Source organism: Sulfuricurvum sp. (assembly GCF_023229695.1).
Taxonomy (GTDB): domain Bacteria; phylum Campylobacterota; class Campylobacteria; order Campylobacterales; family Sulfurimonadaceae; genus Sulfuricurvum.
This window is the reverse complement of the sequence record NZ_JALNYS010000008.1, coordinates 116,437-140,889: the sequence shown is the minus strand read 5'-3', so window position 1 is coordinate 140,889 and position 24,453 is coordinate 116,437. Positions and strand designations below refer to the sequence as shown.

Genomic DNA, 24,453 nt, shown 5'->3' with positions numbered 1-24,453 from the left:
TCACGGTAAAGTACTCTTCCCCTCCGATATCCACAAGAAGTGAGGATCCCTCCATAAAAAAAGCGATATCGCTCTTGGCAATGCCGGTTCCAAATTTAACGGTATCGCTCCCTGTTGACTCATTAATGATATCCTGACCCGATCCGATATCGAACAGATAGAGGTCATTACCGGCTCCGCCGCTCATTTGGTCATTTCCGCTATTGCCGATGAGTGTGTCGTTACCGTTCTCACCAAACATATAGTCATTTCCCTCACCGCCGTAGAGGGTGTCGTTTCCGTTCTCACCGAACATATAGTCATTTCCCTCTCCTCCGATGAGTGTATCGATTCCGTCCCCGGCGTATAAAAAGTCAGCCTCTGCCCCTCCGTCCATGGTATCGTCTCCGGCAAAGGCGAACATATAATCGTTTCCGCCTAGTCCGTACAGCGTATCCTCCCCGCCGTCGGTTCCGTAGAGATAATCCCGGGATGCAGTACCCGTCTGCACCGGAATGACACCCCATTGTGCGCTGGACAATACCGTATCATCCCATACCGTTCCATCGGCAAACTCGATATTGGTGCCTCGATACATAGGATTTAAGAACCAGTTTTCCAAGGTCACCTGATCACTCGTCCCTGCAATCCGCAAGGTGACGCCGGACTGGGTAACACGCTCTAGAATGATGTCCGATGTTAATATACCGCTCCCCATTCGAACAATATTAACATTTGCTCCGGTACCGGCAATGTCATTAATCACATCCTGACCCGATCCGATATCGAACAGATAGAGGTCATTACCGGCTCCGCCGCTTATTCGGTCATTTCCGCTATTGCCGTCGAGAGTGTCGTTTCCGTTCTCACCGAGCATATAGTCATTTCCCTCACCGCCGTAGAGGGTGTCGTCTCCGTTCTCACCGAACATATAGTCATTTCCCTCTCCTCCGATGAGTGTATCGATACCGTCCCCGGCGTATAAAAAGTCAGCCTCTGTCCCTCCGTCCATGGTATCGTCTCCGGCAAAGGCGAACATATAATCGTTTCCGCCCAGTCCGTACAGCGTATCCTCCCCGCCGTCGGTTCCGTAGAGATAATCTAGGGATGCACTCCCCCGGACAATCGGAAGAATCACTTTAAGATCCATAGTGTCCGTTACGCTCTCCCCTGCCGCATCGGTCGCAGTCAGGGCAACGGTATGGATTTTACCGGCATCGGTACTCGGTGCCGTCCCCTGAAAGGTTCGGGTATCCTTGTCAAACGTCAGCCAAGAGGGAAGAGCCGTTCCATCGCTCAATGACGCCGTATAACTCAATACATCACCATCCGCATCAACAAAGGGTGTACCCGGAACCGTAAAACTGAATAATTTACCGGACTCAATCCGCTGATCGGCTATTGGAGTTGAGAGAATCGGGGTATCGTTCACCGCTTCGATGGAGAGGTTGAGCGTTGCGGTTGTACTGAGGCCGTATTCGTTGGTTACTTTAACGAGTACAGAGTCAGTTCCGTTGTCGTCTTGACTGGGGTTATAGTTCCAGTTTCCGTCAACATCGAGGGTGAAGTCTCCGTTAGTGGTTGCAGTTAGAACTTCGTAGGTTAATGCTCCGCCAATTGGGTTTACAACATTGAGAGCTCCGGATGTTTCTGTATCTTCAAGAAGATCGGACGTACACTCTAGCAATGTCGGAGCCGATACTCGGACGTCGAAATTCAGGGTTTGGATAGCTGTGCCGCCGTTGCCGTCATCAATGGTGATCACGGCACTGTCACTACCCATATAGCCATCGGCTGCCGCGTAACTCCAAACCCCAGTCTCATTGATGCTGAGGGTTCCGTGTGCTGAGGCGGTACTGACGGTGTAGGTCAATACGTCACCCTCACCATCCGTCGCACCGACATTGCCGCTGAGGGTTCGGATGTCGTGGAGGGTGTTGGTGACTTCGGTTGGGGCTTGGGGGGTAAGGTTGAGCGCTTCCATTGTAAAACTCAAAGTTGTTCTCACCTCTCCGCCGCGACTGTCTTGAATCGCAATCGTAATCGTATCGGTTCCCGCTTCGCGTGACGTACTTTCGTAACTCCAAATGCCATATTGATTAATATTGATTGTCCCCATGCTCGGTACATCAACAACGCTATAGGTTAAACTATCTTCATCAATATCATTAGCAAGCAATATCCCCTTCGCACTGCGCTCTTTACCGAGATTATGTTCGCCCTCTTCGAAGAACATCTCCGGTGCATGGTTAGTATTTTTTTCGATCAATGCAGCTACAGTGTAAGATTTACCATCGCTAAAACTCAATGATTCGATTTTAAAATCAGTTACATTCCAGTTTTTGATTGTGATCTGGTCGATATCATCGATACCTTTTCCTTCATCATACCCGAAGGTTAGGACTAAATCCTCACCCACTTCGTTGATAAGCACATCACGGCTTTTAATACCTGCACCGAAATACAAAGTGTCATTGCCATTAGCATCGATGATAAGGTCTTTTTCGTCCCCTTTATCAAAGAGGTAATAATCATCACCGATTCCTCCTTCTAAGGTATCGGCTCCGATGCCACCTTCGAGTGTATCATCCTCTGCTCCTGCATTAAGATAATCATCGCCCGCTAAACCACGTAGATAATCATCCCCCTCTTTTGAGATCAATAGTTCGTTGCCTGCTACACCATATAGCACATCATTACCGGCATTACCGCTAAGGCTGCTGTCTTTGTCAAGGACACGTAATGTTAAATCCCCTTCGGCATTCAACAACAGATCGTATATTTTTTGGCGGTTAAGCGTTGTTCCGTCACTAAAACCAAACTGCTCGATAGACCCTGTTTCATTAAACCAGTTTTTGATCGTAATAGTATTGGCAAGTTCAGTAATTGGGGTATCATCTTCAGCGTTTTCACGTATACCGATACGTAGATCATCGGTACCGCGTACCCATTGGACGATCAGGCGATCAGCCGTGATGCCACTTAGGAATTTGATCGTATCGGCACCGTTACCGTTATCATCGATAATATCTGCACCGCCTCCATAGGCGATCACATAGGTATCATTTCCAACATCCCCACTGAGAGTTTCGGAATCTGTTGTTCCATGAACAGTATCGTTATCGGTAATCGTATCGGTTGCATCAATTTTAAACCATACATCGCGCATCGTACCCGTAGCACCGATACTGGTGTAATTGGTCTCGTTGGTGACGATGTTACCGTTCTCGGTGGTTTGCGCATAGACACTGCCATCAGTACGGTTAAGTGAGAGCGACGTGATTCCTGCCACTGTGAGATCAATCAATTCATTTGCATCGGTTTTACCGTTGGTATTAGCATCTTTCCAGATTTTTAAACTGCGGAAATCGGTATCGTTTTTATCGATCACACTATCACCGTTGGTATCGTGCTGTGCTAATGCGGCATAACCATCAGCTGCCAATGAACCGTCAGCGAGTTTGGTCTTGTCTCCGAAGAGTTCACTTCCGTCATTGATGAGTCCGTCGTTGTTAATGTCACGGGCTAGAAGTGCATCTCCTTTTTCAATCCATGCCGTGTGTTCTTTGAGACCGTCCGTTGCGTAGTCGAAATACGTATGGGAATCGGTGAGGGAGACGGAGGTTTTTCCGTTGCCATTCAGATCCAGTACGATCGGTGCACCGTAACCCATCTCTGGAAGGGTATCACGCCAGAGGCTGGACATGATGCTCATCAACTGCGTATTAGTACGGATATTATCGGCTGTTAACGTAATGCCGTTTTCATCCGCATAGATTTGCGCATCCTGAATGACCCGTTCGATATCGATATAGGTCATATAAGCTGCATTATCAGAAACGATGGTTTCGATTCGGTTATTTACAGATGTTTGTGATTGGATAGTGATGGTATCACCGTTACCGGTATCGACGATTAGATTTCCGCCGCTCATGAGGAATACGACGCTGTTTTTATCGATATTTGAGCCGAGCTTCAAGGTATCATTGCCAGCCGCATAACTATTATAGTAGTTCCCCATGCTGTCATAAACAGTATCTTTACCGTCTCCACGATTAAAGAGATAGGTGTCATCGCCTAGACGACCGTAAAGGGTATCATCTCCTTTACCTCCATGGAGGGTATCATTTCCATCGAGCCCTAAGATTACATCATTCTCATCGGTACTAATGTGGGCTACGATGTCAGCAGTCGCCCATATTGTTCCGTCACTGAAAGTAAAGTTCTCAATTCCATAAACAGCATTATAGTTGTATCCTTTTTCGTGATAATTAAGGTCATTTCCTGACCAATTCTCAAGGGTAATCACATCACTTAGCTGCGCAAAGGTTTTCCCCTCTTCTTTGAGCCCGATGACGAGATGATGTCCAACTTGCTTAATTAGGATATCATTCGCTGTAATCCCTTCTTTGAATTTTAAAGTATCATTGCCATACGAAGTGTTCTCGAAATCATTCTCACGAACGGTATCTTTACCGTCTCCTCGTCCAAAGAGGTAGGTATCGTTTCCGCTACGCCCCTGCAAACTGTCGTTACCCGCTCCGCCATCGAGAATATCATCACCCAATTGACCGTAAAGAGTATCATTACCAGCATCTCCGTAAACCGTGTCATTACCTGCTCCGGCTATAATCGTGTCATTTCCACCTAATGCATGAATGACGTTGTCCTCCGCGCCGAAACTATAGCTTTCAATCCCATCAGTAAACGGTAAAATATCTTCCGGCTGAATTTTCATACCGTCATAAAGCTCAATAATCTCGACCCGTTTATTGACATCACTCCAATCTTTGAGGATCATGCTATCGGTAACGATACCCGTTCCACCCATTTCCAGAATCGAAATCACGAGATCGTTTGCAACTCTCTCGATACGAATATCGTTTTTCCCGATTCCTTCGCCCAATCGTATACGATCGACTCCTGCCGTATCCGTGACGATGTCATTGCCATCGCCACGTCCAAACAAGTAGATATCATTTCCATTTCCACCGTTTAGGGTATCGCTACCCGCTCCGCCGTTTAATGTATCATCACCATCGAGTCCGTTGAGCGTATCATTGCCTTTTCCACCGTTAAGCGTGTCGTTACGACTGTCGATACCGCTGATCGTGTCATTGTTATCGGTTCCGATACGACTGACAATACTATCCATATCGATCGTGGAGTTATCGGTAAATTTGAACGTCTCGATTCGGTTTGCAGCAGTGAACCAGTTTTTCAGCGTCAATTTATCTGAAAGGTTATAGAAACTTTTCAGTCCGTCTTTTAGACCGACTACAAGATCGTTACCGTATTGACGAAGCATTAAATCATCCGCTTTGATCCCCTCACCAAAGTAAACGAGATCATTACCCGCAAAATCACTTACGATATCTTTGCCATCACCACGACTAAAGAGATAAACATCATCGCCAGAAGCATCAGTGACGTAATCATCACCTGTTCCCATCACGATCGTGTCGTTTCCGGCATTACCTTCAATCGTGTCATTGCCCTCGCCTGCGTAAATTCGGTCGTTTCCGCTACCGGCATTGATTGTATCATTACCCCCGTTGGTTTCAAACACTTCATCATAATTGGTGCCTGTTACCGTATCATTATCATTTCCGTAGATGTAATAGCGATTATTAGTCCATGCGGTACTGAGTGTGATTTCCGGATAGGTCGCTGTCTTGTCAATAATCAGTGTTTCTCCATCACTAAAAATGATCTCTTCGATCCCTCTGAGTGGATTTTTCCAATCTTTGATAACAACGATGTCTTGAAGCTGCTCATTGGTACTAATGCTTTGGATTTTAAGGACTAGATTATCACCGTTTACACCGATAATGACATTGCTTCGATTGATCCCTGACGCGAATACTAGCTTATCGTGCCCCGCATCAATTGCAATGTTGTTTTTGAAATATTGATCATCCACGACCACGGTAAAATCACCTTGATTATAGACGTAGATATCGTCACTCGCACCGCCGCGCATCACGGAGCCGATTTTACTAAACAGAGTATCTTGCATGTTGATATTGACCAGTTTGGCTGCGATCTCGGAGTTGCTCCATGTGCTTCCATCCGCAAAGCTAAACGTCTCGACCGGATTGTCGGAGAACCAGTTGGTCAGTGTAATAACATCGGTAAGCTGCCCCGCAGTTTTACCCGTCTCTTTGAGCATCACGATGAGATCGTACCCTTTTTGTTTAAAGATCAGATCATCTTTAGTGATCCCCTCTCCGAACGTGAGGGTATCGGTTCCTAATTCATCGAAGATCGTGTCGCTTCCATCCCCTCGATTATAGAGGTACGTATCATTACCATTCCCCCCTTTAAGAATATCGCTGCCGGCACCCCCGCTTAGGGCATCGTTCCCTTTGCCGCTTAGTATAGTGTCATTACCTGTTCCGCCGTTCAGTGCATCAGCACCCTCACCGGAGATAAGAGTATCGTTTCCTGCGAGTGCATCAACGCTTACCCCTTCATCCCCGAATACGAGATAATCATCTCCCGTAGTAGAGCGTTCGATATCGGTTAGCGTTATTATGGTGCCATTATTGAGCAAGAAGTTTTCAACACGCTGTCCACCATTACGCCATCCGGTGAGTGTGATAACATCACTGAGCTGATCAAAGGTTTTCCCATCTTCACTGATACCGATTTGCAAATCATCGCTTCCGCTAACGAAGCGTGCGATAAGATTATCTTTTGTGATCCCGTCTGCAAATTTGATCGTATCGTTTCCGGTAGAATCGATAATTCGATCTTTGCCGTCACCGCGACCAAAGCGGTAGGTATCATTTCCTGCGCCCCCTTCCAGAACATCCGCTCCTGTCCCGCCGATTAGGGTATCGTTTCCGGCTCCCGCTTTGAGGGTGTCGTTGCCTTCACCGCCTTCTAGAGTGTCATTGCCGTTATTGGAGATAAGAATATCATTTCCTGCTCCGCCAGACAACGTATCATTACCATTGGCGCTGATCACCGTATCGTTACCGCCCATGGCATCAATCACCGTATCCCCGTCACCGAAGACGAGATAATCGTCCCCATCGGTTCCCCCTTGCATTTCGTTAAGAGAAACAACCGTACCGTCAAAGAGGGTGAGGTTCTCAACACGCTTGTTAGCATCAAACCAGTTCTTGAGGGTCACGATATCACTGAGGGCATCGAACCCTTTGCCGCTTTCACGGATGGCGATTTGCAGATCATTACTTCCAGACACCGAACGAGCAACGAGATCGGCTTTGGTGATTCCCTCACCGAATCTCAGAGTGTCGTTTCCTCCTGAACCGTAGGTATACTCGTCGATGATCGTATCACGTCCGTCTCCGAGGTTAAAGAGATAGAGATCATCCCCTAGCCCACCGAGCAGAGTATCCTCACCTGTATTACCTGCTAATGTATCATTTCCGTTTTCACCGGTGATCGTATCATTACCTTCACCACCATTAAGTGTATCATTTCCACTTCCTGCAATGAGGGTATCATTTCCGCCATCACCATATAGCGTGTCATCGCCTCCGCCACTGCGTAGCGTATCATTGCCCACACCTGCGTGGAGCGTATCGGCGGCTGAACCTGTAACGACCGTATCATCACCGCCAAATGTATCGAGTGTCGTTGCATTGTCACCATAAATGAGATTATCCGATCCTTCAGTCGCGAATTGAATAGTTGCTAAATCGACGATACTTTTGTCATTAAGGGTGATTGTTTCAATACGGTTGTTGGTGTTGACCCAGTTTTTGATTGTGAGGAGATCACTTAGCTTATCAAACGATTTAGTTCCCTCTTTAATACCGATAATCAGATCATCACCGACAACACGGGCGATCAGATCTTCAATAGCGATAGTTGTGCCGAATGTCACTGTATCATTTCCGGCATTAGATTGAGAGGAGCCGTTATAGCCGTAACGGTATTCATCGATAATGGTATCTTTGCCGTCTCCTCGATTGTAGAGATAGAGATCATCACCCATCCCTCCTTGCAAGGTATCGACTCCGGTTCCACCAGATAGAGTATCATTGCCCTCACCTGCTATGAGGGTATCATCCCCTTCATTACCGTTTAACGTGTCATTACCGACTCCAGAATTTATCGTGTCATTACCCGTTCCACCTATAATCGTATCTGCTCCGCCTCCCGTAGTGATAGTATCATTGCCCTCACCTGCGATGATTTGATTGGTTCCATTTTCGGCAGTAATGACGTCGTTTCCGGCTAGAGCATCCAATATTATGCCTCCATCTCCGAAAGTCAGCGTATCATCACCCTCGGTAGCGGTCTGAAGAGCATCGAGATTGACGGCTGTACCATCGTTCAAAAGAACCGTCTCGATATGGTTGGTCGCATTGTTCCATCCTCGTATCTTGATCGTATCACTTAAGTTTTCAAATGTTTTTTGTTCCTCCTGGATACCGATGATTCTATCGCCATTGGCTAGTGTGTGCACTGTGAGCATATCTGCACTGATCCCCTCACCGAATCGGAGGGTGTCACTCCCCGACGCATCGATAATCATATCATGTCCGTCTCCGAGGTTATAAATATACGTATCGTTACCCGCACCGCCATCGAGCAGATCGTCTCCGCTTCCGCCAATGAGAGTGTCATTGCCCGCTTCCCCGTAGAGCTTGTCGGCTCCACCGTCTCCTTTGATCATATCATTTCCATCTCCGGCATAGACGGTATCATTTCCTTCCCCTGCGATGATGGTATCGTTTCCGGCAAATGCGTAAACAGTATCGTTTCCTCCCAGTGCATCGATGGTATCGTTGCCGTTGGTCCGTTCGATGTAATCGTCTCCTTCGGTTTTTGGAAACAACAGTTCGTTAAGATCGACTTGGTTCTCTCCTATGAATCGGATCGTCTCGATTCGGTTGGAGAGTTTTTTCCAATCCACGATTCGGATTTGATCAGTGAGATTGGATTTGAAAGTGATAATGAGATCGGTATATTTCACCTCGATATTCACATCATCTAGCGTAATGTCTTCCAATTTTAGAGTATCGACTCCACCCGTATCGTAGATCGTGTCGCTTCCGTCACCTTTACGGTAGATATAGGTAGTATTTTCCCCCGCATTGTCCCGTATGAGATCGTCTCCACCGCCAGCGATCATCGTCACCGCACCGCTAGAATTGATCGTGAGCATCTCCGCTGAATCATCACCGTATACGAGAGTATTGGCATAGCTGTAAATCCCGCTCTCTTTGGCAAACTGAAAGTGTATCTTCTCCTCCATGATATCGGATACGGTACTTTTAAGGGTTGTATCGCTGATCGAGTCAATTATTGCCGCCGCATCGAAATGCATGAATGTTCCCTCCAGATTGTTCATCATCGAGGCTAGGTAGAGTTTATCGGTTTGAGGGATTGTGGTGTTATTGAGATACTCTGTGAATTTAGTGGCAAATGCAGTGTTATCATTGATCACGAATTCATCTATATTTATATCGTAGTGAGTATCGCTGAACACATCGGTGTAATAGGCTTGGATGGCGAACATTGCTTCGTAGCGTTCCATGAGGAGATTGAAATGTTCGGTGATGTATGCTTCGTTTCCGAAGCTTTGGGTATGGTAGCCTCCGTTGGTGTTTTCACGGATATGGGCTTCGGTTCTCCATGCCTCTTTTTTCGATCCTACGAACCGTTCCAGTATCCACAGTTTGATCGGGGAGTGATCTGAGAGATAAGGGGAGAACTGCTCTTCGCTAATCCCTTTGCTTTTTGCCATATCGTAAAACCCAGACCATCGGAGGATAAATTCTCCGAAGTTAGCACTGGCAGTCTCTTTGTCGTTCATAAAAGTGAGCGCTAACTCTTTTAGCTTCGGATCGAGGTTATAGGATTTGAAGCTATTGTCTACATAGCTGTATCCTCTCATCCCAGGAAGTGTTTCGGTGATCGGATCGATCTCATAGGTATCTGGGGTATTGGAAATGACTGCACGTTCGATAGTGAGGAGCTGTATATCGGCAGCGAGTTCACGATCTCCTGCACTGTCACCGTAGCGTCCCGCTTCGGAAAGAATATTTCCATTAAGATTGATGTTGGTGCCGATGACGTTGAGTTCGATGTTTTTTACCCCTGATTGGGAGAGAGTTTTTAGTTCATTCGCTTGGCTGATCCCGTCTTGGTTCAGGTCTTGCCACACTTTGAGCTGGCTGAAGAGTGCGTCACGGCGATCGATGATGTTATCATAGTTGGTATCGGCAACGGCGCGTAGTTCTGCGAAACCGCTCAGACCGTCTTTACCGAAGACTTCACTCACTCCGTCTATCTTGCCGTTCATATTTTTATCATAGACGAGAAGGGCGTCTTCGGGTGCTATCCACCCTACTCTCTCTTTAACACCATCACCCGTGATGTCGAAGTAGACTTGGGAATCTGAGAGTGCGATGGTAGAGATTTTTCCATCTTGGTTTAGGTCGAGGACGAGGGGATCGTGAGGTTGGGGAGTCTCTGGGTCATAGGGGACGGGATGCCCACCAGTTCCACCGCCATTTTCAGGCTCTAATTGTTTCATGGCTTCTTCGAGTGCATTTTTGTGATTAAGTACATTATTTAGAGTAGAGTGAAGTGCTTCTTTTGCTGCATCACCATTTGGTCCCCATAATTGGGGCAAAAAACTAAACCAATCTACCAATGCATCAATAAGGGCATGTTCATTTTCTACTGACAAAACTTCATAAGTATCATTATATTTGTTGATTCTTTCAGCTGCATCTTTTTCTTCTTGAGACCACTGAGGATTTATTTTAATAGACATCTAAAACTCCTATTTATTTGATTATGGATAAAATTGCACGGTTATTATTGAATGTTGCTTTTTGAATTGCATCAACACAAATTTCTTTATATTGACATAATCCATGATCTATTAAAAGTTTCATTCCATCTATTTCATTCGTTGCCGCATAGTATTGAGCAAGCTTTGATAACCCACGTGGATCCATATCGCTGATTTTTTTTGTCTGAAATATAAGCGTCAAATATGTCATATTTCTTGAATCTATTGCTCTATAAGCTTGACTTTGTACAATAGATACAACTTCGGGTGACAAAGGAGTAGAATATATTGCTTTTAAATTTTGAATATTTTTCTTCAGTTCTAATACATAACTCCCAGCAATTAAACCTAATAGATGATGCTTGTCATCAGCGAATTTATCATCCTTTATATTGGCACCATACTGGATCAGTACTTTAAAAACTTCAAAATTATCTGACGAATAACTCAATAAAAGTGGGGAATTGCTTGAATCCCCTTCTACGTTATAAAAATTAACATTTGCTCCATGGTCAATTAAATACTTAGCTAATACATCCCCACTGGACAGGTTATTATTTGTAGCGATCATTTGGAGCAAACTCATATTCTTGAAATATGGAATTTTATAGTTCAATTCAGGCTGATATGCTAAAAGAAATTTCATCATTTCAACTTGAATCACATTTCCAACCAATGCCGCATCCATTGCTCTTACGCCATCTTTATCAGTCTTATTAATAAGACTTCGATCCTGATCTAAATAATATTTAGCCTCAGCAATATCTCCATCTTGAACCGCTTTAAGAAAATAATCCATCAAAAGATTAGTTGCTTCTTCATCCCCTTTAGCAACATCTTCTTTGATTCCAGAATAAAATGCCTGATAATTTCCCGTATCGGCTAATTGCTTAGCGGATGAGTAGTCGTGTTGACTTAACTGTTTTGCCGCGATAACGACACCTAAGAGAAAAACTATTCCTATGAGCCACTTTTTCATGCTGATTTCCTTTGATTTAAATTCAATAGATAAAAACAATTATTGATAGTATCACTTTTTGAAGTAAAAGTAAACGTATTTAGTTTAAATATATTATTATTTGACAACTGTGTGATATTATTGTTAAAAACAACCATTTGAGGAGAATTACCTACATTAAGCCAAACACTCAACGGTTTCTCCAACGGATAATCGGAGTCTATCGAAACCTTAAAGCTCATTTCTTTTTCGCGTTCCCATGCCCAGTTATCGGAGATAGTGATTGTGAGTGTCCCGTCATCATCGGTAATGGTCCCTTTTCCCGATACGGAATTGGTTAGGAGGATATCTTTATCCGCTTTGTCCCGATACGATACGGGTACGAGGGTAAAGTGCTCTCGGAGAGTCGGCTCTGCCGATTCATCGTTTTTCAGCGGGACGGAATAGGTGAGAGATTTGGTATGTTTGGGAATGAATACGGAAAGTTCAGGATTACGGTAATAATCCAATCCTAATTTTGCACTTCCGTCGAGCATGGCAAGGTTGATCGTGATATCGTCTTGCAACTCGTTTTCGAGTCGAACGGTAAAGGTAATAAGCTCCTCGTTCTCTACGGCATGTGCATCGTCGACGATGATCTTTATTTTATCGTCCCCTTCGATAAAGGTAGATTGCGTATCGATCATTAAAAAGTCGATTGGTGTTTTGGTATCGTAGGTGACGACCTCTTTGACAAGGACGTTAAAATCTTCGCTTTGTTCGATGAACCCGTCTGGATTGATTTTGATATCAAAGGATGCATAATCGGTGTTGGCCGCGACTATCACCTCAAAGAGACCTTCCGGATCATCATGTCCGGGGGAGAGGTAATCGAACTTTTCCCCCTCCGTTGCGCTGCCGTCTTGGGTATAGAGTCGGACGATGATATCATGATCGAAGGTTTGTGTCAGAGTGATCGCCCCCTTAGCTATCCCATCGGATTCTTTGACGATAGAGCCGAATACCGATATCCCTAGTTCATCGTTATCGGTGATGGTTCCCATCCCCTGATTTTTAAAGAGGATGGTTTCAGCGATTGCACTGTAATCACGTCCCGATGGACTCAGGATAAACGATTCCAAATATTCCGGCATAGTATCTTCGAGGAGTTGAAGGGTGATTTGAGCAGTGGTTTGCCCCTTGGGGATAGTAATCGACCCTCGTTGACCGCTGTAATCTTCTCCGGATGTAGCGCTTTCGTCGAAGGTTTCGTAGTCGATGGTGAGATCATCTTTGCTCAGTGCTTTAGAGAGCGTAACGGTAAAAACGATCTCACCGTCCCCCTCACCCGCCTGTGCATCGGAAAAGGTCACTTCGATCGGCTCATCATCATCGAGGATGGTTCCGGTGGCGGTGTTTTCAAAAGATACCTTCAAATGTTCAGGTGAGTAGCTTCCGGCAGGGTAGAGTTCTATGATTTCATCCGGTTCATCTTTGAGGTCGTCTTGCCAAGTGTGGTCGATGGTTTTGAAGGTTTCCCCTGCTTCAAACGTTACTGCCCCCAGATTTGTTTGAATACTTAACGCTTCATCCAGCGGTATTGTTGATTCAAGGGTCACGCCAAAAATCAGTTTCTCCCCTTTTTCTTCCGTCTGAGGGGCATCGCTAAATCGTATTTTTATTGTATTATCATCATCTTTGATCACAAACGGTTGTATATCCTGAAGAAGAGTATAGGCAACCGGTTCACCCGATGTACTAACGCTGTCTATTTTTACGGTAAAGGCTTCCGTCGGTTCACTCTTCTCATCATTTTTGAGTTTAACCGTGAAGTTTCCCTGCCGTTCCCCTTTCGCAATGCGTACCGTGATAGCCGAATCGGCATAATAATCCTCTGCCGATGTTGCGCTTCCATCCTCAGTATGCAGTATGATAGTAAGATCACTGTCATAAGGATGCGTTAGCGTAACACTGCCGCTGATATTCCCATCCGATTCGATTGCACCGGTTGTCAGGATTCTCAATTCGAGTCTATCGTTCCCCTCGTTCCCAACGTCCACGTTGGGAATGCATACTAATATCTAAAACTTTTTTTCGGTTACCACATTCGTTCAACATCGATAAGTCCCTCCTTGCCTTCATAGTTCCGTGCACTGCTGTAACGCCAGTGTGACGCTTCATCCACATATCCTCGTTTAACGGGATTATTGTGAATATATTCGATCCGCTCTATCATCATCGCTTCATTTTGTATGAGTTTGAAGCCTGATCCCTCCTGCCATACTTGATAGTGGGTTTCACTCTTATGGGCTTTTTTATAAAAGGCAAGTTGATCGAGAATGGTTTTGGCGCGGTTTACATGCAAGAGTTCGAGCAGTGCCTTGGCGGTATAGCTTTTAAACCTTTTCATACTTTGGGAAATATTATCACTACCGGCGATCATGTGCAGATGATTTTCCAAAATGACGTAGGCAAAGAGTTTAAAGTTGTCATGTTGGTGCAAATATCGCAGGCTATCAAAAAGAATCCCTACACTCTCCGTCCGGGTAAAGAGCGGTATCCAGTGCAGTACGGTACATGTTATAAAATGCGGATGTGTCGGTTCATAGACTTTGTAACGGCTTCGACCCATTTTACACACTCCTTACAGGTAAGCTTTCATATGCATTCCCAAGCTGGAGCTTGGGAACGAGGAAAAGAAAGAACCATTTAACATCGAATTGCTATGACGCAATTATTTTTCAATGACTCTAGTAACGAGCTTGTCTTTCTTAACGATCATAATTTCATACAATGGTTCATTAGTTGGCCCCTGTCGTTGACAATCAATGTTGTAGCCTAAATAGCTTCCCATTGCCATTCCACGTATCTTACATGAGTTTAACACGCGATTATATTCACTCTCGATGGATACTGGAAAATTGGTTTCGAACGATTCTCCGATATATTCAATTGTTTCATCACGACATTGTTTAAATCCCATGATTCGTTCAGGCATGTTTTTATTTCCGTAAAGATATTGGTGGCCATAGGGGCGATCGACTGATTTCGTCAAGGCGGCAAGATGGCACCCTTGATCGTTTTGCCCCAGATAAATTCCTTCCATCACCGCTCCGTTTTGTCGGGCGAGAACGTTGTTTTTTGCAGAAAATACTTTTTTGGCAAGGTCGTTATCGTTTTGTCCTGGCTGTTTTGACATTGATACATCGTTATTGATAGAACGTTGCAGCGTATTTTTCTCTCTATTTTGTGAATCCGATACTTTTTCAAAATAAGGAGGAAGGGGGCCATCGAAGAGTTTTATTTCGCTGCGATCAGCTCCGGGCTTCACTTTAAAATATCGACCTATGTTGTCCTGAGAAACGGTTACGCTGAATTCATCCTCTTTATGGGTTGTATCCACACACCAATGTCGCCCAAAAGAATACTCATTCTTAAAATTTCCGAGTTTATTGGCCATTGCAATATAATAGCTGCTGACATCCAAAGCATACCCCAGAGTCTCATCGGTACTCATCAAGTATTTTCCCCCCTTGTTGGTGCAATACCCAATCCCATCTTCCAATCTAGTGAAATTTGCACGTTTGCCGCCAAAATCCTCAAGATTATTGAATTGGTCTAACCCTTTCCTTTTAATGAGGTATTTCATGAAATTTCCCGTTGGCTGAGGAGAATCGAATTTGATATCAAGCCATGCATGATCATAAATCATACTCCATGAGTATTCGGGTTGATAAAATTTTGCTACGAAACCTTTCCCGTTATCGGATATGCAGGTTGCATTAACGTGACGATCATTATAAATAGGTTCAAATACTTCATTTTCGACCGAAGAAAGTACCGCTTTTCCGTTAATGTCTTTGCAATAATCCACCATGGCCTCTTGATCTTTAGCGGTTCCGAAAAATAGTATCTCTCCAGTAGCCGGAACCTTTAAAATCACCTCTTTTGGAGTTTCCGCAATCACATACATAGTTTTACTTTTCTTCATAAAGTAATCGATCAGTGTCTCTTCGCCATGAGCTTGTGATAGTGTCCCCGCAATAACCATGACGGTTGACATTAGAGTATTTTTCATTTTTTACTTCTCCTTTTTAGTTTAAGAATCGCCAAGGCCACATGTCAACTATAGCCCACTAATATTTGTTTAAATAACCCTTAATATTGACCTTGGAGGAATCTTGTAACGTTCCATTTTTTCCAATATTAGGGGTAATGGATTTTTCAAACTCTTCGGGTCTGAACCCTCTGCAATTTGGAGAGTCATCTCCACCTATAATGAACCCTTTTTCCAAGACCAATAAATCAAGTTTTTTAATTCCACCTCTTTACAATACCAGTGGTAACAGTTTTACTCCTTTAGAGACTAGATTATTGTCAGCTTGATAGTAAACCTCATTGGGAGTTTTGTAGCCAATAGCTGCTGCTTCCCTTTGATTTAAATTTAATAAATAAAAATAATTATTTATAGTATCACTTTTAGATATATAAGTAAATATATTTTGTTTTAAATAATTATTATTTGATAAGTGTGTGATATCGGCGGACATAGTGAGGGTGAGGGAGCGGAGGTTGACATTGTAGGCGATCTCGCTGTTATAGACGACATCGTATCCGCGAAGTTTTAAGCTTGTCGATGCGGCGGACTGTAGTTCAGAAAAACTGATTTCACTGGTATATTAAATAATAAGCTTCATACCAATTAACTGCAATCGGATTTCCTCACCGATCTTGGTTGCTTCAGATTGACTGATTTGGGCTATTTGAGCTCTTTTTTCGTATGTTGAGAGTTTTTCAGCAATAGTATCGATAATCTTTTTCGCATTCTTTTCATCAATAAGATTTTTCTTGGCGACTGCCAAAAAATCATCAATAGTAAAATTGGAACCCTTACCGTTGATTGTAGTAAGGTGTTCTTTTACGGCTCCTTTAGAATAAGTGACATCATACGCCGGTGCAAGACGCCATTTTCCATTTCGATCCATCATAAATTCAAAGTTTTTCGCATGGTCATCGACATTAAAGGATAACGCGTTGAATACCATACGCCGATACATTTCCTCTACGTCAGCTTGGCTTTTACATATCAAATTGGTTAGTTTAAGAAGTTCCTCATACGACATGACTTGAGGAACGCTGATATCTTTATGCAGCAAACCGGCCGCACTGCACACATGGATTTTTTTATCGTTTTCATCTCTATCGTATCGTGCAAAGACGAGATGGTGTTCCCCACTTTCTTCAATTAGGATCATGTCGGGTATCGTGATTCCACACTCACGCGCGAGAGTCATGTGCAGGTGTTCTAGTTTTGTTAACTCAATACTTTCATTTATTCCAGAGCCATTGGGGTATGACTCATCAAATTTTAAGATAGAACGGATAAATCCATCATCAAGCTTGGCACTATTGCTACGGATTTCACCGGTTTGTTTACTGTAAGTGATCAGCAGTTTAGGTCGAGCACCACCGATGGGTGAAGCATTATTGATAATGTTCATGAACTCTGCGACCATGGAACCCTTATTATCATCTTCAAGTACATATCGCATCTCTTCACATAATTCTTTTGCGCTAAGAGCGATTGCTGCATCAATAACGTCTTGATGTTCTTTCGGTGCATACTCTATGGCACCCATACCGCGATCAGCGATGAACGTTAGCTTTTGTAGTAATGTCACTTTATCGGAAGCAACTCCCTGTCGCTCAAAGTAGCGGTCAATAAATGGCATTCCATGCTTATCCGGAAGAGAGTGGAAAAACACACCACTCATCCCATGATAGTAATCGGGTGAATCAGGATTGGTATACGCACCGGTAATTTTTTTGGTATTCAATTTCAGAGGGGATATTTCAAGTTCGAGAGATGTAAACACAGAGTCGTATTCGAAATAGATTCGACCCATATGCATGATCATGGTTCCAATCTTATGCTCATAAAGATAAGCAACGACTTCTAATGGTTTTTCCATATTATTTCCTTACCCGTTTTGGTAGAGGGTTTTTATTGGCAGCATCTCGGATGTCGTCGAGACTTTGGATCTCATCATAGGCTATCAACCCTTCCAAATTTTTTATCATATCCAGCGCATATAATACCTGTACCAGTGAGATCAGAGCGATCTTTTTCTGATAGATGAACTTTTGATAAGTAGCAATCGAAAGACCGGCAAGCTCACAAAGGTCTTGTTGTCTCAGTTTTTTCCGCTTACGCGTTTTTTCGATAGTATCAATGAGTTCTTCGATGAATTCGAAAGGTGTTTTTAGTTCAAGCATAAACATCCTATAGTATGTATTATCTAATATATTTAGATATAGGGCATATTATAGTATGTTTATTTTAATATCTGACCTTGCGCACCTTGCTTTAGCAAGTGCGAAAAGGGGAATTATTCTCACGCATCCGGAAGATGCGGGAAGCTTTAGGGGGTTGTAGGGACCCTAGTCCCTGCCACTTTACGGGCTATGCGCGTAAAGTGCGTAACATCAGTTAATCTGTAAACAGATGGATATTTTTACTGAGTTTTTCGTAAAGATTCATTTTTCTGTATTCTCCTGATCGTTTTAGTGCTCAAAAATGATCGCATAGCGTACATCCGTGGCCTTGAAGGTTTCCGCGTCTGACAACTACCGCTTTCATCCTCCAAAATCAACCCTAGAATAACTTTATTTTTAGAAAATAAGAAAAAACGATTATTCATCTCTCTTACCTGAGTATTTTACTCATATTTTTCCCAAATTATTTTTCCTCTTGCAAAATATGTCCTGATCGTATTTGTCGACTTTGATTCATTTCATTTTGTGATATTCTTTTTTACCATTAAGAAATAGTAAACAACGATATGCTAAAGTGGCCGTATCACATTTTAAAGGTTTAGTATGAAACGTTACAGCATTAACGGTGTTTTAAAACCAACCGACAGTCGTACCATCCACGACGAATATCAGGGCCATTTTCTCAAAGTCAGCTACATCCAGCTCATCAGCGGCAGCTCAGTCTACAGTAAAGACCGTATCGACGTCGAAGAAAACGGGGCCTTCCGTTTTTTCTTGCCGATGCAGAATCTCATCACCGAAGAGTCCATTACCCTCGAAGTTTACGCTCCTGATGGTTCGATGCTGGGGAAACAGATTTATTCTTATGGCAGTCTCCAGGCGGCATTGATTACCGAAAGCGCCCCGGATGTTTCTGAGCCTCTGGTGATCAAAGTCGATCCCAAGGTGATCGTCTTCAACCTCTCCAGCCCGACTACCCAGTCCTTACGGAAAATTAACGGAAAGGTAATCGACCTCTCCGGCGAAAAAAAGGGGAGCGGGCTGCACGTCATCATTATGGTCAGCGACGATCCCAATGCTCCGTTCAGTACGGCAACATTCCGCCCCGTCTTTTCGGCCATCACCGATAAACAGGGTTATTTTTACGGAAAAATCGATTCGCTTACCCATCAGCAGGCTTACGGCGTTATTGCCGGCCTCGAATCGCAACCCCTCTCCATCCCTCTGGAGGAGAAAAAACTCCCTAAAAACGTCCTCCTTGTCACCGATCTCTCGGCTCTTCCGGAGGATTTGGCAGAACAGTGCTGTGTCCCGGCCCTCCCCGATAGTGACGAGCTGGTAGGCTCTTCGGCTTTTTCACAGGATCTTGGGGGGAAATGCATCGATTTTACCATCCCGAACCGTACCCTCGAAGAGTTCAGCTTTTACCATAGTGTCCGCACCACCGAACCCGAGATCAAAGGGCTCACCATCACGACCAAAGAGAGCAAAAAAATCCGTGAAGAGCTCTTTAGTATTTCCGATGGCCTCTTCACCCTTTTCAGTAACCTCAACAACTCCCTGAGCACCCTCTCGCTAATCCCCTATACGATCGATGAAGAGAAAACGGCTGCACAGGAAGAACAGCAGGTAAAAATGTACAAAATGAGCGATGCTTCGTCCGTTACGGCTCAAACAACCTTTACCGCCGCACCCGTTTATCATCTCAAAGTCGCATTGGGCGCACGGGAGCTGAAAGTCAACACCAGAGACCTTCTCGGAGTAAAAAGAGGGATCGATTTTACCGACATCCTCAAAATCCTCGCCGAACAGGAAAAACGGAAGAAAAAACTCCAAACCCTGCATGCCAAACTTGCCTCGGCCTACTGCGGAAAATACGGTGTAGAGGAGGTAAAAAGCTACTGCGAAACCCTCACGGCCAACGACACCCTCAACCGTAAAAGCCTGCAGTCCCTGCTGGGGCATATCCGCGAATATGCCCAATTTGTGAAAGACAGCGCCAAGCTCACCCGGGCACTCTCCACGTTTATCTCCGAACTCGACCAGATGATCGCCCAACCCTATGCCGATCACACCGTCATTACCCTGGTGGAGAACAAATGCGAAAAACTGATCGTTGCCATCGATAAGGAGACCCCCGAATCGCAAAACCAAGAAGAGTTTCTGGGATACCTTCGCCGCACGGTGAGCGAACTTTCTCAGGCAAAAGAGGAGAGCTCCCATAACTTCGAACCCTGTCCACCCGCCGAAAAGCAACAGAATATGGGGATCATGTGCCTCTTAAAACAGTACGACGAGATCAAAGAGACCCTGCGGAACCAATCGATTTTTTCGTTGGGAGAGATTATGTCGATCCGGTCGTATTACGACATTTTCCTCAACAGCATCACGGCATTTTTGAATCTTCTCGAAGAGTTTCATAGCTTTTACCGTTCCGGTGCTAATTTTATGGTTTCACTCGAAGACGACTATTTCCTCCGCCATTACAGCACGATCAAAGACTCCCTGATTTCGACCAAACGACAAATCTACCGTGCCATTACCAAAATCGAAGAGATCGAACGGGCCTACATCACCAACCATCCCGGACGCCGCGAACTCAGTGTCGAAAACAGCATCGACTGGGACGAAACGCCGACGGTTTACGAAAATACGACGATTGCCCACGGCCATCTCCTCCATTTTAAACAGCAATGGAAAGCCGACGGCTATTCGCTCGGGGACCTCCTCTACAGTCTCCCCCTCGCCCCATGCCAGGAAAAACAGATCGCTATTCTCGACTGGGACCGCAATGAGCGTGCCGGGCGGAGTGAAAACCAGAGCGTTTACGAGTCGCTCGAAGCCGAGATCTCCCGCGATAGAGATATCAGTGAGATCATCAACTCCTCCTTCAGCGAAAACATTAATGCCCGCTCCACCAATAAAACCAGTTCCACCAGCGGCGGGATCGGTGGAGGTGTAGGGGGATTTATCTCCGGTATCGCCTTCGGTATCGCCGGCGGCGTCTCCCACTCGGGGGCATCGTCCACCTCGACCGCCAGCCAAAACTCGGCCCGCAATCTCTCGGGAAGTTCTTTGAACCGGTTGCAAGATAACGTCTCCCAGTCCGCCTCGTCGCTACGGGGGCAGCGAAGCACCGTCATCCAGACGGTGGGACAAAATGAAAACCTGAGCGTCCAGACCGAAGTGATCAAAAACAACAACCATTGTCACGCGATGACGGTGGAGTATTTCGAAGTGCTCCGCCATTATGCGATCGAGCAGAACCTCGCCGATGTACAGGAGTGTCTGTTCGTGCCGCTGCCGATGAGCCATTTTGATCACGCCAAAGTACTCCGCTGGAGCAATACTCTGCGACGCGGCATCTATGGAACCAAACTGCGCAGAGGATTCGATGCGATCGAGAGGATCGAGACCAATTATGCCAACTCCGATTTTCCGGTCGGAAGCTACTGCGACGAAACTATCGAAGAGTTTAGCGGAAATTTTACGATCACTTTCGACTTCAAACGCCCCTATATCAAGAGTGTCGAAGAGGCGACCAAAACCGAAGAATACGATCTCTCGATCCCTTTTCCGTGGTTTATCGGTAAAATGGTCTTTCATCTCGAACAGGAAGTTCCTCTGAGTGAGGCGGAGAAAGACGCGATTTTCGAGGAGCAGTATGCCCCCGCCATCGTCCGCTCGTTTATCGAGACCCTTCAAATCGACGCCATCGCCGATAACGGTGCGGAGGTGAGACTCGATCTAGACTATACGATCCTCTCCACCTACCGCAAACGCGCTCCTTTGCAGGTGAGTATTGCCAGCAAGAGCCTCCAGAACATCACCCGACGCCAAATCAAACATCTCCGTTTCCGAGCCAATACGATAGTGACAGCCGCATCGAAAATCATCCTCCGTTCCGGCTATCTCCATTATCGCACGGTGCACATGAGTGAGTATATTTTACGAAACGCCCACATCAACAACGACATCATTAATAGCGTCGAAATCCATGGGGGATTCACCATCGTCTACACGACCGATGCGGCCCTCCTCTACACCCCGATGAATACCAACGAACAACGCAACCCGCGTAAAGAGGACCGCGAAGCCGCAGCTGCGCTGATTGCGTTTTTAAACGAACATATGGAGATGTCGCACAAACTGATCTGGGGAAGCATGGACGGCAGCCGCCTCTTCGGACTGCTTGATGGATACATCGCCCCCAACTCGGGCGGGCGGAGCGTCGCGAGCGTCGTAGAGAACAAAATTATGGGGATCGTCGGCAACAACCTGATCCTTAAAGTGGTTCCCGGAGAGCGGCTTGATCCGGTGTTCCGAGGAGTTGAAGACCTTATGGGCTTTTATCAACCCACTGCCAAACCCGATCCATTCCGTATCAGTGTCCCGACCAAAGGGGTCTATGCCGAATCGGTCATGGGACGCTGCAACAGCTGCGAAGAGATCGACGACAGCCGCCACTGGCGATTTGAGGATGCTCCCTGCGGAACCAAACCGACCGCGATCGGCACCGTTTCGACCGACAGCCGCCGCAGCGATCCGGGGAATCTACAGGTCAAAGACTTCCCTACCAGCATCATAACAATGCAAAATGCCCCCTCAGCTCCCGATCCGACCGGGCTCGCCGCAGCCTACTCGCTGCTGGGCAAAAGCGACGCTTTTAAAGACATGACAGGCTTGGCGGGAACACAGTCCAACGCGATCAAAGCGCTGGAGACCACCTCAAAAAGTGTGACCGATCTGGCCAATATCGCCGCCGATATCCAAAAACAGCAGGGGATGAAAAAAGATATTGGCAAAACCCTCAAAACGATCCAGCAGGCCGAAACTGAGCAGCAAATCTCGAAAGATCAGGCCAATAAACTCTCCTACAGTGCCTTGAGCTCTCTCGTCGGAGAGCCGACAAACAAAGCCGCTTCTCTGACCGAACAACCCGAAGTCAAAGAACTCATTAAAGCGCAAGGAGCCAAATCCCAGTCGAATATTATGCTGCAAGACGGTGCCGGTGCCAGTATCCAGATCAAAGAGACCGCCACCACCGGAAGCGGCAGTTCCTTTGATTATACCGTCCCCGGACTGGTCCCCATCATTGCGCAACCCTCCAACATGACCTGCTGGGCGACAGTGGCTACGATGATGCTCTCATGGCACGATAACGCCACCTATACGATCCAGACGGCCATGGACACAGCCGGTGCCAAATACCGCACCATGTTCGACAACAATGTGGGTCTTCCCGGTGCGGAACACGACGCATTCGCCTCAGCCTGTGGCCTAACCGCAGAGCCGCCGATGAGCTATACGATTAGCGGACTGCGTTCACTGATCGAAAATCACGGCCCCCTGATCGCCGTCGCCGACGAAGCACCCGGCGCTCTGTGGGCAATCCATGCCCGTGTTATTCGCGGTATCTACGGAGACGGGACGGTAGATGGGACCTTCCTGCGAATCAACGATCCCGCAGGGGGGCGCCAATACACCGAATCGTTTCGCGCTTTTGCGAAAAAATTCGAAGAGGTAGCCTACGCCCCCCGTCTGCAAATCATGCATTACTGATCTTATGTCGATGCGAAGCACTGCTTCGCATCATTTCGTTCCCAACGTTCCCAACGTCCACGTTGCATACTGATATCTGAAACCTTTTTTCGGTTACCACATTCGTTCAACATCGATAAGTCCCTCCTTGCCTTCATAGTTCCGTGCACTGCTGTAACGTCAGTGTGACGCTTCATCCACATATCCCCGTTTAACGGGATTATTGTGAATATATCCGATCCGCTCTATCATCATCGCTTCATTCTGTATGAGTTTGAAATTACCCTCCCACCTCTCGACATCCAAACCCATAGTGTCGAATATCTCGACCGCGCATTTAAGGGCAAATTATAAAATACTCTATATAATATAATTAATAGTACTATTAAGGAGACGATTGTGGTAGTAATGGCAAACGAAGTAAAGACCAAAGGGGTTTCCCTCTTCGATAAACTGTTCGAGAAAGCTGAAGAGGTCATCATCAATGTACGGGGTAAAAACAAATACGTTGTAATCGATATCGAACGTTATAAAGAACTCCGGGCAATGGAACTCGACAAAGCGTATGACAATGCCATGGCAGATATTGCGGCAGGACGATACACCACCGATTTAGAGGCGCATTTTAAAGAGATAGAAAATGCCCTACACGATTAAACTGACCGATGATTTCAAGACAAAAGCATTGAAATGTTTCAAACGTCATCCTGATGTTTATGAGCGTTATAAAAAAACGATGGTAATACTGGAAGACAATCCTTTTCATCCCTCTTTACGTTTACACAAATTGCAAGGGAAAAAGTCGGATTACCATTCGGTTTCAATCACGATGAGTTATCGCATGATTATTGAGTTTATCATCACTGACAAAGAGATTATCCCGATGGATATCGGAACCCACGACGAGGTATATTAATGGAATCAAAAATAATTA

At 45.5% G+C, this 24,453-nt stretch carries 12 protein-coding genes; 3 read left to right on the top strand and 9 right to left on the bottom strand.

Going from position 1 to position 24,453, the window contains the following annotated elements; translation table 11 throughout:
* The 8 genes from M0P91_RS07450 to M0P91_RS07415 all read right to left on the bottom strand — a co-directional run.
* A partial coding sequence (locus tag M0P91_RS07450) for a calcium-binding protein (protein ID WP_295066135.1) occupies nucleotides 1-10,744 on the bottom strand: 10,744 nt, incomplete at its 3' end.
* 13 nt (nucleotides 10,745-10,757) lie between these two features.
* Nucleotides 10,758-11,744, bottom strand: coding sequence for an ankyrin repeat domain-containing protein (locus M0P91_RS07445; protein WP_295066134.1), 987 nt, complete (start codon nucleotides 11,742-11,744; stop codon nucleotides 10,758-10,760).
* Nucleotides 11,741-13,726, bottom strand: a complete 1,986-nt coding sequence (locus M0P91_RS07440) for a Calx-beta domain-containing protein (protein WP_295066133.1) — start codon at nucleotides 13,724-13,726, stop codon at nucleotides 11,741-11,743. Before M0P91_RS07440 ends, M0P91_RS07445 begins: the two co-directional genes overlap by 4 nt.
* Before the next feature lie 74 nt (nucleotides 13,727-13,800).
* A complete protein-coding gene (locus M0P91_RS07435) occupies nucleotides 13,801-14,334 on the bottom strand; it encodes a transposase (protein WP_295066132.1) in 534 nt (177 codons plus the stop codon).
* A gap of 102 nt (nucleotides 14,335-14,436) precedes the next feature.
* Nucleotides 14,437-15,765, bottom strand: a complete 1,329-nt coding sequence (locus M0P91_RS07430) for a hypothetical protein (RefSeq protein ID WP_295066131.1) — start codon at nucleotides 15,763-15,765, stop codon at nucleotides 14,437-14,439.
* Nucleotides 15,766-16,030: 265 nt separating this feature from the next.
* Nucleotides 16,031-16,252 (bottom strand): hypothetical protein, encoded by a 222-nt coding sequence (locus M0P91_RS07425; RefSeq protein ID WP_295066130.1) that lies wholly within the window; start codon nucleotides 16,250-16,252, stop codon nucleotides 16,031-16,033.
* A 129-nt stretch (nucleotides 16,253-16,381) separates the two neighbouring features.
* Nucleotides 16,382-17,674, bottom strand: coding sequence for a type II toxin-antitoxin system HipA family toxin (locus tag M0P91_RS07420; protein ID WP_295066129.1), 1,293 nt, complete (start codon nucleotides 17,672-17,674; stop codon nucleotides 16,382-16,384).
* A 1-nt stretch (nucleotide 17,675) separates the two neighbouring features.
* Nucleotides 17,676-17,978 (bottom strand): hypothetical protein, encoded by a 303-nt coding sequence (locus M0P91_RS07415; RefSeq protein WP_295066128.1) that lies wholly within the window; start codon nucleotides 17,976-17,978, stop codon nucleotides 17,676-17,678.
* 603 nt (nucleotides 17,979-18,581) lie between these two features.
* Between M0P91_RS07415 and M0P91_RS07410 the strand changes: the two genes are divergently transcribed.
* Nucleotides 18,582-23,540, top strand: coding sequence for a papain-like cysteine protease family protein (locus M0P91_RS07410; RefSeq protein WP_295066127.1), 4,959 nt, complete (start codon nucleotides 18,582-18,584; stop codon nucleotides 23,538-23,540).
* Between the two features lie 159 nt (nucleotides 23,541-23,699).
* Here M0P91_RS07410 and M0P91_RS07405 read toward each other — a convergent pair whose 3' ends face one another.
* The gene (locus M0P91_RS07405; RefSeq protein WP_295066126.1) at nucleotides 23,700-23,831 is read right to left on the bottom strand and encodes a hypothetical protein; all 132 of its coding nucleotides are present in this window, start codon (nucleotides 23,829-23,831) and stop codon (nucleotides 23,700-23,702) included.
* 96 nt (nucleotides 23,832-23,927) lie between these two features.
* Here M0P91_RS07405 and M0P91_RS07400 point away from each other — a divergent pair, with 96 nt between their 5' ends.
* Nucleotides 23,928-24,176: a type II toxin-antitoxin system prevent-host-death family antitoxin gene (locus M0P91_RS07400; protein ID WP_295066139.1), complete on the top strand. Its 249-nt coding sequence runs from the start codon at nucleotides 23,928-23,930 to the stop codon at nucleotides 24,174-24,176.
* Nucleotides 24,160-24,435 (top strand): plasmid stabilization protein, encoded by a 276-nt coding sequence (locus M0P91_RS07395; RefSeq protein ID WP_295066125.1) that lies wholly within the window; start codon nucleotides 24,160-24,162, stop codon nucleotides 24,433-24,435. Before M0P91_RS07400 ends, M0P91_RS07395 begins: the two co-directional genes overlap by 17 nt.
* Nucleotides 24,436-24,453: the final 18 nt, after the last annotated feature.

Excerpts from the sequence above, each read along its gene's own strand:
- M0P91_RS07445 (WP_295066134.1), bottom strand. The coding sequence starts at position 11,744 with ATGAAAAAGTGGCTCATAGGAATAGTTTTTCTCTTAGGTGTCGTTATC.
- M0P91_RS07435 (WP_295066132.1), bottom strand. The coding sequence starts at position 14,334 with ATGGGTCGAAGCCGTTACAAAGTCTATGAACCGACACATCCGCATTTT.
- M0P91_RS07430 (WP_295066131.1), bottom strand. The coding sequence starts at position 15,765 with ATGTCAACCGTCATGGTTATTGCGGGGACACTATCACAAGCTCATGGC.
- M0P91_RS07425 (WP_295066130.1), bottom strand. The coding sequence starts at position 16,252 with ATGTCCGCCGATATCACACACTTATCAAATAATAATTATTTAAAACAA.
- M0P91_RS07420 (WP_295066129.1), bottom strand. The coding sequence starts at position 17,674 with ATGGAAAAACCATTAGAAGTCGTTGCTTATCTTTATGAGCATAAGATT.
- M0P91_RS07415 (WP_295066128.1), bottom strand. The coding sequence starts at position 17,978 with ATGCTTGAACTAAAAACACCTTTCGAATTCATCGAAGAACTCATTGAT.
- M0P91_RS07410 (WP_295066127.1), top strand. The coding sequence starts at position 18,582 with ATGAAACGTTACAGCATTAACGGTGTTTTAAAACCAACCGACAGTCGT.
- M0P91_RS07405 (WP_295066126.1), bottom strand. The coding sequence starts at position 23,831 with ATGGGTTTGGATGTCGAGAGGTGGGAGGGTAATTTCAAACTCATACAG.
- M0P91_RS07400 (WP_295066139.1), top strand. The coding sequence starts at position 23,928 with ATGGCAAACGAAGTAAAGACCAAAGGGGTTTCCCTCTTCGATAAACTG.
- M0P91_RS07395 (WP_295066125.1), top strand. The coding sequence starts at position 24,160 with ATGCCCTACACGATTAAACTGACCGATGATTTCAAGACAAAAGCATTG.